General features: G+C 53.9%; 12 protein-coding genes and 1 tRNA gene. 2 read left to right on the top strand and 11 right to left on the bottom strand.

Annotation, left to right across the window (positions count from 1 at the left end):
• Nucleotides 1-44: 44 nt before the first annotated feature.
• Nucleotides 45-683: an endonuclease III gene (gene nth, locus Dform_RS03695; RefSeq protein WP_076003828.1), complete on the bottom strand. Its 639-nt coding sequence runs from the start codon at nucleotides 681-683 to the stop codon at nucleotides 45-47.
• 136 nt (nucleotides 684-819) lie between these two features.
• On the opposite strand from nth, the gene Dform_RS03690 reads away from it, so the two are divergent.
• Nucleotides 820-1,410 carry a hypothetical protein gene (locus tag Dform_RS03690; RefSeq protein WP_076003827.1) on the top strand — a complete coding sequence of 197 codons (591 nt, stop codon included), beginning with the start codon at nucleotides 820-822 and terminating at the stop codon, nucleotides 1,408-1,410.
• Here the strand turns inward: Dform_RS03690 and Dform_RS03685 are convergent.
• The 4 genes from Dform_RS03685 to Dform_RS03670 all read right to left on the bottom strand — a co-directional run bounded on the left by Dform_RS03685 (nucleotide 1,405) and on the right by Dform_RS03670 (nucleotide 3,532).
• A tRNA-Lys gene (locus Dform_RS03685) sits at nucleotides 1,405-1,480 on the bottom strand. The genes Dform_RS03690 and Dform_RS03685 overlap by 6 nt on opposite strands.
• Before the next feature lie 66 nt (nucleotides 1,481-1,546).
• Nucleotides 1,547-2,197, bottom strand: coding sequence for a thymidylate synthase (locus tag Dform_RS03680; protein ID WP_076003826.1), 651 nt, complete (start codon nucleotides 2,195-2,197; stop codon nucleotides 1,547-1,549).
• A gap of 27 nt (nucleotides 2,198-2,224) precedes the next feature.
• Nucleotides 2,225-2,929: a hypothetical protein gene (locus Dform_RS03675; RefSeq protein ID WP_076003825.1), complete on the bottom strand. Its 705-nt coding sequence runs from the start codon at nucleotides 2,927-2,929 to the stop codon at nucleotides 2,225-2,227.
• Nucleotides 2,930-2,944: 15 nt separating this feature from the next.
• Entirely contained in the window at nucleotides 2,945-3,532 is a 588-nt protein-coding gene (locus tag Dform_RS03670; protein WP_076003824.1) for a hypothetical protein, read from the bottom strand.
• Nucleotides 3,533-3,662: 130 nt separating this feature from the next.
• Here Dform_RS03670 and Dform_RS03665 point away from each other — a divergent pair, with 130 nt between their 5' ends.
• Entirely contained in the window at nucleotides 3,663-4,262 is a 600-nt protein-coding gene (locus Dform_RS03665; protein WP_225973727.1) for a SagB/ThcOx family dehydrogenase, read from the top strand.
• On the opposite strand, the gene cimA is transcribed toward Dform_RS03665, so the two are convergent.
• The 6 genes from cimA to Dform_RS03635 form a co-directional block, all read right to left on the bottom strand.
• Nucleotides 4,252-5,835, bottom strand: coding sequence for a citramalate synthase (cimA, locus tag Dform_RS03660; RefSeq protein WP_076003822.1), 1,584 nt, complete (start codon nucleotides 5,833-5,835; stop codon nucleotides 4,252-4,254). The genes Dform_RS03665 and cimA overlap by 11 nt on opposite strands.
• 2 nt (nucleotides 5,836-5,837) lie before the next feature.
• Nucleotides 5,838-6,926: a 3-isopropylmalate dehydrogenase gene (gene leuB, locus Dform_RS03655; RefSeq protein WP_076003821.1), complete on the bottom strand. Its 1,089-nt coding sequence runs from the start codon at nucleotides 6,924-6,926 to the stop codon at nucleotides 5,838-5,840.
• 268 nt (nucleotides 6,927-7,194) lie between these two features.
• The gene (leuD, locus tag Dform_RS03650; RefSeq protein ID WP_076003820.1) at nucleotides 7,195-7,686 is read right to left on the bottom strand and encodes a 3-isopropylmalate dehydratase small subunit; all 492 of its coding nucleotides are present in this window, start codon (nucleotides 7,684-7,686) and stop codon (nucleotides 7,195-7,197) included.
• Between the two features lie 64 nt (nucleotides 7,687-7,750).
• A complete protein-coding gene (gene leuC, locus Dform_RS03645) occupies nucleotides 7,751-8,998 on the bottom strand; it encodes a 3-isopropylmalate dehydratase large subunit (protein ID WP_076003819.1) in 1,248 nt (415 codons plus the stop codon).
• Nucleotides 8,995-9,414 carry an MgtC/SapB family protein gene (locus Dform_RS03640; RefSeq protein WP_076003818.1) on the bottom strand — a complete coding sequence of 140 codons (420 nt, stop codon included), beginning with the start codon at nucleotides 9,412-9,414 and terminating at the stop codon, nucleotides 8,995-8,997. The genes leuC and Dform_RS03640 overlap by 4 nt, the downstream gene beginning before the upstream one ends.
• The gene (locus tag Dform_RS03635; RefSeq protein WP_076003817.1) at nucleotides 9,407-10,960 is read right to left on the bottom strand and encodes a 2-isopropylmalate synthase; all 1,554 of its coding nucleotides are present in this window, start codon (nucleotides 10,958-10,960) and stop codon (nucleotides 9,407-9,409) included. The genes Dform_RS03640 and Dform_RS03635 overlap by 8 nt, the downstream gene beginning before the upstream one ends.
• Nucleotides 10,961-11,113: the final 153 nt, after the last annotated feature.

The raw sequence follows: 11,113 nt of genomic DNA, 5'->3' as shown, positions 1-11,113 counted from the left end.
TGCTTCAAAAGGCCGATACGTTGTCCCCGAGCCTCAATAACCGGCTAAACTTTGAAAGCGGACGGACAAATATCGTTCAAAAGGCATCCCGCGCAATTTGGTTTCCGCGCGGTACAGACCGCCCGGCCATGGTCTTGAAGCCAGTGTGAGAACCTGCCCCAATCACCATGGGGCACTAGCTTCATCAAGTCCTTCTCGATCTTCACAGGATCGTCTTCTTGAGTAAAACCCAAGCGCTTGGACAACCTGGCGACATGAGTGTCGACAGCGATTCCCTCGATCTTCCCGAATGCATTCCACAACACTATATTGGCAGTTTTCCGTCCGACACCGGGTATTTCCGTCAAGTCAGCCATGGTTGAAGGAACTTGCCCGTTGAATCTTTCAACCAGGATTTTCCCCATGCCCATGAGACTCTTGGCTTTTGCGTGGTAAAAACCCGATCGCTTTATCAAACCTTCAAGTTCCTGCGCGTCGGCAGCGGCGTAATCCTGAGCGCTCTTATATCTGTCGAAAAGGGCCGGGGTGAGAGAGTTGATCGCCACATCGGTGGTTTGGGCCGACAAGATTACGGCGGCCAACAGTTCCAGGGGACTCTTGAAATTCAGAGCAATTCGGGACGCGGGGTAAGCGGACTTCAGGCGTTTTATCGTTTCATGAATGTCAGCGGGTTTATCAGTCATAGGTTAAGTTTAACATACCCGGATAACTGACGAATATCTTACAAATATATTTTCAATGTCTATTGACTTCTCCCGAAAGATTGAGACTATACTTAACTGATTCTCCCACCGCTTTCTTTCGTCGGTCGGAGGTGTGATGAAACCCGAGAATTTGGAAAGAGCCCACGGCGACTCATCCACAATTCACGCACTCATTCTGAGCTTACACTCCGATGGAGCCGCCAGATTTCGAGCCGCCAAGGAATTGAACCTCATCGCCCGGGATAACCCTGACCTTCTTTATCCCAGGTTTGAGATATTCGCGGACCTTCTTGATAGCCGGTCGAGTGTTTTATTGTGGAACGGATTGCTTACGTTAGGTTATTTGGCGCGTGTCGACCATCTGCACCGGCTAGATGGTATCATGGATAAATACATCTCGCACCTCTGGGATAGCAAGCTGGTGACAGCCGCGAATGTCGTGGTCGGAGCAGGGCAAATTTTGAGATTCCGCCCGGACCTAAGGGAAATAATCTTACCGCAGTTACTAAGGGTTGATGAAATTCCGCTGCCCACTGACGAATGCCACCAGGTCATTCGGGGGCATGTCCTTTCAGCTTTAACCGGCTGTTTGGATTCGGTGAAGGACGACAACCGGATCGTCGAATTTGCCCTGAGGTGCAGCCAAAGCAATCGGTTATCAACGAAGAAAAAAGCTGAAGAACTTGTCCGGAAGTTGCAGTGGTGAGCCGCACAGGCTTCGAACCTGTAACCTGCTGATTAAGAGTCAGCTGCTCTGCCAATTGAGCTAGCGGCCCGTTTGAGACAACCTTGTTATCATAGCAAAAGAGACCCACAGCGGCAAGTTGAACCGCCAAACCGATTTATTCTGTCAGCCCGCAGGCGGTTTTGGCGATGTCCCACGCGTAGTCGTAAAGATGCATGCCTTTGCTTATTGCGATCGTCTCACCGGGTTCAACGCCGATCTCCGCTGCCATGTATTCCTTTAGGATTTGCAGCGCCGCCAGGTTCGACGGGAATCCCGCCCACAAGTCCCAAGACCGGAAATAGACGATAAAATGAAGCTTCCCGTAGCGGATGCGGGTATCTACACTTCGCAGGCATGGCGGATCGGTTAAATATATTGCCTCGGGATTACCGACGGTCATGAAAGCCTGGTTGGTGTTATAGCCTTCTTCCCTGTACATCCGGATTACTTCGGCTATCTGGCCTTCAAGATATTGCCCATACGTATACTGCTCGCCTTCCGCGCGCTGCCCGGTCATGAGGTACGGCAGATAATGGTCCAGGTACTCCATGGTGGAAGGCGGGGGGACTCCCGGCGGAACATCGGGAATGATTGGTCGGTTTTCCGGATTAGTTATCTGGACCGTTACCATGTCCAGCTCTTTTCGCTTTTGCCCCGCATAACTGCCACGATCGATCTTGTATTCGTAGCCGTGGCTTAACACTTCTCGCAAGCAAAAGAACCACGCTTCAGACAGGTCACGGGCGGTAATGCTCGATGCTCTCATTACGATCCTTTCAAACGCGAGGTGAGTTCAGCGCCGGCGACGGACTACTTCGAAGAACCTGTCCTGGTACTCGTCGAAAAGTTCCCAGCGGTCCAATTCCGCTTTCAGTGTTGCGGGATCACATCCCCCCATCCCAACTTCCCAAAATAATTGCTCTATTCTCATCCGGGCTTCCGCTGGCAGACCGCGTTCGTCTATGCCCATCAGCCCGTGCTGATGCAGTTCTGAAACATTTTGCCCTATCGATCTCTCGGTGAGTTCATAAATGAACTTGAAAAGTGACACATCCCACATCTCATCAAGTCCCCTGATGATCGTGGCGCCTTTTTCATCTCTGCCGTTAAGATCGTCATTGATCCTCTGAGCCACCGAAGGCAGGTTGCCGCTCAAAATGCTAGTGTCTTTGGGCTCATTCTTATAGGTATAGAGCAAACCGGGAGCGTTTGGGCCGTGACGCTGCATCATCATATCGAAATACCGGCGGGCGTCATCGCCGAAACCTTCAAGTTTCTTCAAGTAAAGAGGAGTCACAAGTTTCGGCCGTTCGGCGATGACCCGACCCTCGCGCAACACCGTCTCCGGCTGGCCGGATTCATCTATCTCTTTGTAAACCGGTTCCGTCAATAGATAATAGTGGATGTTAGTCTGGCCGAATGTGGCGAGCAACTGTTGCGGCGGTCTTATCACCTGAGTATGGACCGCAGCCCTCCAAACCCGTTCCCAATGATTCATCGGGTAAATCCGACGTTACTGAATCTGCGCAAGGTGTTTCTTGATTTCATCGAGCGATTTGACATATTGCTGTTCCATCTGGGCTAGTGTCCGGCGCCATTCTTCCTCGAATTGGGGGAACTGTTCCACGTTCACCTGATCCGGGTATGCTTTGCCCTGAGCCCTAAGCGCCTGTTTCAGGCTTTGCTCAAACTTGTTCTTTAGCGTCTGTTTAGCCTGGGCGCGTTGAGCTTCACCCTGCTGGGCATAATGTTCGAAAACCCGTTGTAGTTGACCGAGTGCCGTAGCGGCCGATTGCTTATCTTCTTTGATCTGCATCAGCCCTTCCATGACCTTATAATTCCGCGTTTCGATAGTCTCATTGCGCGGCAGGTCGAGGTATATCAGCAGCGACTGGGTCATGCCCTGTTTCACGAAAGGCAGCTGCTTATCATCGAACGTAGCCAGTTCGCCTTCGATATCGAGACGTTCTGACATGTATCTTTGGCCGAGTTTTTCACCGGCGGGAACAAATTTCCAGCGGAGCCGGTCTTCTTCGGTAATTTCACCGATGTCTTTTAAACGCTCGGCGGCAATTTCTTTTGCGGAACGTATTTCGCCCATAATTTTCTCCCGATTCGGTTGGTCTCAATTATACAAAATAGGCGGTAAGGACTTAAAGAATTATTTGCCACGACTACAATTGTGCGATGGTATAATGACGCCGATGGATTCCTATACGCCCGAGATCAGATTGCCAGCTCCGAGAACTACGGGCATAACGAGCGTCGAAGAAGCCATCGCCGCGCGCCGTTCCGTCCGGGTGTTCTCCGATCAACCTTTGACTCTGGAGGTTTTGTCACAGCTGCTGTGGTCCCTCCAGGGAATGACCGGCAAGCGCTTCCGTACCGTTCCCAGCGCAGGAGCGACATATCCCCTTCAAATAATCGCTGCCGTCGGGACCTTTGGCATAACTAACCTTGCGGCAGGATGCTACCTATACCTGTCTGAACCGCACACGCTTAGAGCCTTCAAAAGCGGCGATCTGAGAACCCAGCTGGCCAAGGCATCATTGGGACAACAGGCAATCTCTACAGCTCCACTCAATCTGGTCATAGCGGCAGATTACGAACGCACCCGGAGCCGTTACCGCAACAGGACCGAGCGCTATGTACACATGGAAGCGGGGCACGCCGCTCAGAATCTTTACTTGCAGGCGGCTGCGCTGGGACTCGGGACGGCTGCCATCGGCGCTTTCGACGACACGGGCATGAAGGATATTCTCTCCGTGCCCGGAGACTTCCGGCATCTGTACATTATACCCGTTGGTGTTCCCGCCAAAACTATTTTTTGATCAGGAAATATTCCAGGCTGTCTACCAGCGCCAACCACGAAGCTTCGATAAGGTTGGCTGAAGCACCGACTGTATGCCATTCATCCGTGCCGTCAGTTGATTCGATAAGTACGCGGACCAAAGATTCCGTACCGGTGCTCTCTTCGAGAATACGAACCTTGAAATCAGTAAGTTTTACGGTATCGAGAGCCGGGTAGGAAGGCAGGAGGGCTTTTCGCATCGCAGCGTCGAGCGCGTTCACCGGGCCGCTGCCTTCGGCGGCGGTGTGCATGATCTCACCGCCGACACGGACCTTTACCACCGCTTCACTCATCATTTCTTCTTCTTCGCAGGCCACAATCGGTGGCCTCCGGCGCTTTTCGACAATCACCATGAAATCGACGAGATGAAACGGCGGTACGTAGCCGGGATTGGCCCGGTGCACGAGTAGATCGAACGATGCTTCTGCGTTCTCGTATTGAAAGCCCATGCTTTCCAGTTTTTTCACGCGTTCCAGCAATTCCTGGGATTCATGGCTTTTGGGCGACAGGTTGACGCCGATCTCCTGAGCTCGCTGAATTATATTAGTTCGCCCTGCAAGTTCGGAAACAAGCGTCCTCGGTTTGTTACCGACAGACGCCGGATCGATATGTTGATAGGCAAAGACCCAGCGGGATAATCCGGAAACGTGGAGCCCGGCTTTGTGGGTGAAAGCGCTGTGACCCACGTAGGGCAGGAACGGGTCCGGCGATAAATTGGCGACCTCCGAAATAAAATGGGACAAATCCGCCAATCGCGTCAGTTCCAGATCACCGATCACATCGATGCCCATTTTTAGTTTGAGAGCCGGAACGATAGAACACAGGTTGGCGTTACCGCAGCGCTCGCCGTAGCCGTTGATGGTGCCCTGTACCTGCGTCGCACCTGCTTTTACTGCGGCGAGACTGTTGGCAACGGCCAGTTCAGCATCGTTGTGGGCATGGATTCCCACGGGGACTTCGATTGCCGCGACGACAGTTTTAACCGCCTCAGCCACTTCATCGGGAAGACTGCCGCCGTTGGTATCACAGAGCACCAGGCAATCTGCCCCAGCTTCAGCAGCTTCTTTAAGTACCTTTAAAGAATATTCCCTGTCAGCTTTGAAGCCATCAAAGAAATGCTCGGCATCAAGAAATACGGTGCGACCGAGCGATTTCAAATACCGAATGGAATCAGCCACCATGCCGATGTTTTCATCCAGGCTGGTTGCCAGGACTTTCTCGACCTGCGGGGCTGAACTCTTGCCCACCAGGGTGATCACCGGCGCCCCGGATTCGACGAGGGCCTTGATATTGGCATCGGACTCGACGGCTACGCCAGCCTTCCGGGTGCTTCCGAAAGCGACCAGTCTCGCCTTTTTGAAACCTAAACCGGCGGCGCGCTGGAAAAATTCGTTGTCCTTGGGATTGGCCCCCGGCCATCCGCCTTCAATATAATCGAAACCGAACTCATCAAGTTTTTGGGCGATGTGAAGTTTGTCCAGGACCGAAAAGGAAATTCCTTCCCGCTGGGCGCCGTCGCGCAAGGTAGTATCGTATAGTTCGATTCTTGCCATCGTCAGACCTCGGCGGCTATCAAGTCCCCCATTTGCCTGGTGCCGACACGGGTATTGCCGTCTGCCATTATATCATCGGTACGGTAACCCTGTTTCAAAACAACTTCGACCGCCTTTTCGACCGATGCTGCTTCCTTTTCCAAGGCCAGCGAGTAACGAAGCATCATTGCAACCGTTAGAATTGTAGCGATCGGATTGGCGATGTCCTTACCGGCGATGGAAGGGGCGCTGCCGTGGATGGGTTCAAATAGACCGAAGGTCGGTTTCCCGGATTGGGGAATACCCGCCAGGCTGGCAGACGGCAACATGCCCATGGACCCTGCCAACTGCGCCGACTCATCGGTCAGGATATCACCAAAAAGGTTTTCGGTGACGATGACATCAAATGCGGTTGGAGTCCTGATAAGTTGCATGGCGCAGGCGTCCACCAGGACGTGGGACAGGGCGACATCGGGATAGTCTTTCGACACCTCTATTGCCACCTGCCGCCAGAGCCGCGACGATTTGAGGACGTTGGCTTTATCGACAGACACCAATCTTTTCTTCCGGGAACGCGCCAATTCAAAACCGACGCGAACGATGCGCTCGATTTCCTGTTCCGAATAGGTCATGGAATCAGTGGCCTTGCGTCCTTTGGTGGTCAACCATTCTTTTTTAGGTTTGGCGAAGTAAACGCCGCCGGTCAATTCACGAACGAAGATAAAATCGGTGCCTTTGAGCACTTCCGCTTTCAAAGTCGAAGCATTGACGAGCTCGTCGAAGACCTTTACCGGGCGGATGTTGGCGAACAAACCTAGCCCTTTTCGCAAAGCGAGCAATCCGTCTTCGGGATGTACCGGAAGTTTCGGGTCATCGTAGCGGGGATCGCCGACCGCCGCCAGCATCACGGCGTCGCTCTTTTTGCACATCTTGAGCGTTTCTTCCGGTAAAGCAAAGTCAGTCTTATCGATGGCGACGGCACCGATCAGTTCGTATTCCAGTTTGAAAGTGTGGCCGAATTTCTTAGCTACTGCCTCGAGGACTTTCATGCCCTCCGCCATGACTTCAGGTCCCACCCCATCCCCGGGAAGAACTGTGATGCGATAATTCAACTTACAAGCTCCTTATTTTTGGGCATTTAGATTTGATTTTGTTTTTTAAACACATAAAGATTTTTTAAGAAACGAAAACCGTAATCCTACGTTCAACCCAAACACGGGATTCGTTCCGAAAACAAACTGGTTTTTTCATCATCTGGCTAAAATTCAATACCCTTATTCTTCCGGTAGCTAACCTTAACACTCTGACGAAGCTGATATTATAGCACGTCTGTTCCTTGGAGTTGTCAAGCGTCTCGTGTCGTTTTTGCCGGAATATTTTTTATTTCTTCAAACGCTCCCGGGTGTAATCTATCAACCCTCCGGCATTAATGATGCCGCTCATGAACTCCGGGTATGGCGCGGCTTTGAACGTTTTGCCTTTGGTCAGGTTCCTTATGGTTCCCGTCTCAAGATCAATCTCCAGCTCGTCGCCGATATCGGTAGCATCGACCGCCTCCGGACTTTCCAAGAGCGGCAGACCGATGTTGATGGCGTTCCTGAAAAAGATCCGGGCGAAACTCTTGGCGACGACCGCCGAAACCCCCGATGCCTTGATAGCGATGGGCGCGTGCTCCCGGGATGAACCGCAACCGAAATTGGTAGTGGCGACGATGATATCTCCCGGTTTCACCCGCTTGACGAAATCCAGGTCGATGTCCTCCATGCAGTGGCGCGACAACTCGTACGGGTCGGAAACATTAAGGTAGCGCGCCGGGATGATGGCATCGGTGTCTACATTGGCGCCGTATTTAAAGACGTGGCCCTTGAGCATATTATTTAACCTCTCGGACTGAGCGTGTTTGAGATTCTTCGCTGCGCTCAGAATGACAATTTAACTAAATCTCGGGCGGGACAATCTTTCCGGCGATGGCGCTGGCGGCGGCAACGGCCGGTCCCGCAAGGTAAACCTCGCTCCTGGGGCTGCCCATGCGGCCGATAAAGTTGCGGTTGGTCGTCGCCAGGCATTTTTCGCCCGCCGCGAGGATGCCCATGTGACCGCCGAGGCACGGGCCGCAGGTGGGAGTCGAAACGGCGCATCCGGCTTCGATGAATGCTTCGATATACCCGGCCCGCAGGGCATCCATGTAGACCTGCTGCGACCCCGGAATGATGATACAGCGAAGGTTGGAATTGACCTTCTTCCCCTTCAGGATGCCCGCTGCCATCTGCAGGTCCTCAAACCGGCCGTTGGTGCATGAGCCGATGACCACCTGGTCGAGGGATATATCGCCGACCTGGCTGACCGGCCGGACATTGGATGGAAGATGAGGTAAAGCTACCTGGGGTTCCAGCTTCGAGACATCATATTCGTGCATAGCCTGGTACTCGGCATCGGCGTCCGGTTCAAAGACAACCGGTTTACGGTGGCTGTGATTTCTGGCGTATTCCACCGCTTTTTTGTCGGCCAGGAACAATCCGGCTTTACCGCCGGCTTCGATCGCCATGTTCGCCATGGTAAACCGGCCTTCCATCGACAGTTCGTCGATCGCCTCGCCGGAGAACTGCATAGCGGCGTACAGAGCCCCATCGACTCCTATCTGGCCGATGGTGTAAAGGATCAGGTCCTTACCGCCGACGTATTTCGGCAATTTGCCGTGGTAAACGAATTTTATGGTCGGGGGCACTTTCATCCAGACATCGCCGGTAGCCATGGCTGCGCCGATATCGGTCGATCCCATACCGGTAGCAAAAGCGCCGAGGGCGCCGTAAGTGCAGGTGTGCGAATCAGCGCCAACCACCAGGTCGCCGGGCACGACTAGCCCCTTTTCATGCAGGATGACGTGCTCGATACCCATCTGGCCGCACTCGAAAAAGTTCACTCCCTGTTCCCGGGCAAAATCGCGCAGCATCTTGGCTTGTTCCGCGGAGGCGATATCCTTGTTCGGCACGAAATGATCGGGCACCAGCACTATCTTTTTCGGATCGAATACCTTTTCGACGCCAAGCTTCCGGAACTCACGGATGGCGATGGGCGCGGTGATGTCGTTAGCCAAAACAACATCGACCTTAGCGCTGATAAATTCACCCGGCGCTACGTGAGGTTTACCGGAATGGGCTGCCAGTATTTTTTCAGCTAAATTCACTCTTTTTTACTCCCGTTCCCATTGATATGGGGCAGAACCAGCACCAGCAGTACGATCACCACCGCGGCGCCGGAGACCAGGTAAAGCCCCACGCCGATGGCCACCCCGATGGCGGCCATCACCCAGATGGTAGCCGCTGTGGTCATCCCTTCCACTATACCCTGGTCCCGCCTCAGGATGATTGCCCCGGCGCCTAAAAAGCCGATGCCGGTAACGATGTTAGCGGCGAGGCGGGCGGGGTCAGCGGTCTCGAAAGCGAAGACCGATAACATCGTAAACAATGCCGCTCCGATGGTGATCAGTGCCAGGGTGCGGATGCCCGCCGGCTTTCCCACTTTCTCACGCTGGAAACCGACCAGGGCGCCCAATCCGCCGGCGAGGATCAGGCGGATGATCATCACCATTTCGTCAGGCATGGTGATCCTGCGGCATAGCGGATTTGCCGTTGCCGTTCTTCCTCACCGCCAGCAGCCGGTTGAGGGCGTTCATATAAGCTTTTGCAGAAGAGACGACAATGTCGGTGTCGGCGCCGCGTCCGGAATACGATACTCCCTCACTATCGATGCGGATAAATACCTCCCCGATGGCATCGATACCTGCGGTGATCGAGGTAACCGAGAATTCTGTCAAACGGTTCGGGACGCCAACGAGACGGTTGATAGCCTTATAAACGGCGTCCACCGGGCCTGTTCCCAGCGCCGCGTCTTCAAGGACCTTGCCATTAGGGTCGATCAATCTGACGGCCGCCGTCGGTAAGCCGCAATCCCCGCAGGTCACCTGCAGGCGGTCAAGGTGAAAAGCTTCGACCAGGGTGCGCTGCTCTTCAGCTACCAGCGACTCGATGTCCCGGTCGGCAACCTCTTTTTTCTTGTCGGCGAGTTCCTTGAAAGCGTTGAAGGCACGGTCAAAGTCAGCCTCTGAAAGGTTGTAGCCCAGTTCAGCCAGGCGCTCTTTGAAAGCGTGGCGTCCCGACGATTTCCCCAAAACCAGCGACGAAGCGGGAACGCCAACGGTGCGCGGGTCCATGATCTCATAGGTCTTGGGCATCTTGATGACGCCGTCCTGGTGGATCCCGGACTGGTGGCGGAAGGCGTTGCCGCCGACTACCGCTTTGTTTGGCTGTACCGAAAACCCGGTGCGCTGGCTGACCAGCCTGGAGGTTGGATAGATGAGTTCGGAATTTATCGAAGTCGTAACATCGTAATAGTCAGGCCGCGTCCGGATGGCCATGATGACTTCTTCCAGGGCGGCATTGCCTGCCCTCTCCCCTATGCCGTTCATGGTGCATTCAACCTGCCGCGCGCCGCGCCTGACCGCTTCGAGGCTGTTGGCAACCGACAACCCCAGGTCGTCGTGGCAGTGGACGGAGATGACCGCTTTATCGATGTTCGGCACATTCTTGAAGATGCCCTCGATGAGCCCGCCGAATTCACCGGGCATGGCGTAGCCTACGGTATCGGGAATATTCAAGGTTGTCGCCCCAGCCTCGATAACCGCCTGCAATAATTCATAAAGAAATTGCGGATCCGAGCGGGAGGCGTCCATCGGCGAAAATTCGATGTTCGAGAGGTAGGTCCTGGCGTGAGCGACCATGTCCCGGGCGAGCTGCAAGACTTCAGCCCGGCTCTTTTTGAGTTGGTGCACCATGTGCACATCGGAGGCCGAGATAAAGACATGGATGCGGGGGTCGGCGGCACCCTGTAAGGCTTCCCAGGCCCGATCGATGTCTTTAGGGTTGGCGCGGGCCAGTCCGCAGATGGAGCAACCCTTAACTTCCGAGGCGATCTTCTTGACCGCCTCAAAATCACCAGGGGAACTGATGGGGAAGCCGGCTTCGATAACGTCAACGCCCAGGGCTTCCAGGGCGCGAGCGATCTCCAGCTTTTCCTGAATGTTGAGTGAGGCGCCGGCTGCCTGTTCGCCGTCGCGCAGAGTGGTGTCGAAGATTATCAGTTTATTCATTTGTCCGGGAAACTCTCCTTAACGTTATTCTAAAAATAACGGCTACCCCTCCTCCTACCAGGAAGAGGGGCTAATAAGGATGAGAATCCTCCGGGACAAGTGAATCATGCGCTTATGTTACCTGAAACCTTTGTCTTATTTCAAACTTGAACA

Origin of the sequence: Dehalogenimonas formicexedens, from assembly GCF_001953175.1 — a bacterium.
Classification (GTDB): Bacteria; Chloroflexota; Dehalococcoidia; order Dehalococcoidales; family Dehalococcoidaceae; genus Dehalogenimonas; species Dehalogenimonas formicexedens.
This window is presented reverse-complemented; position numbering and strand designations above follow the sequence as displayed.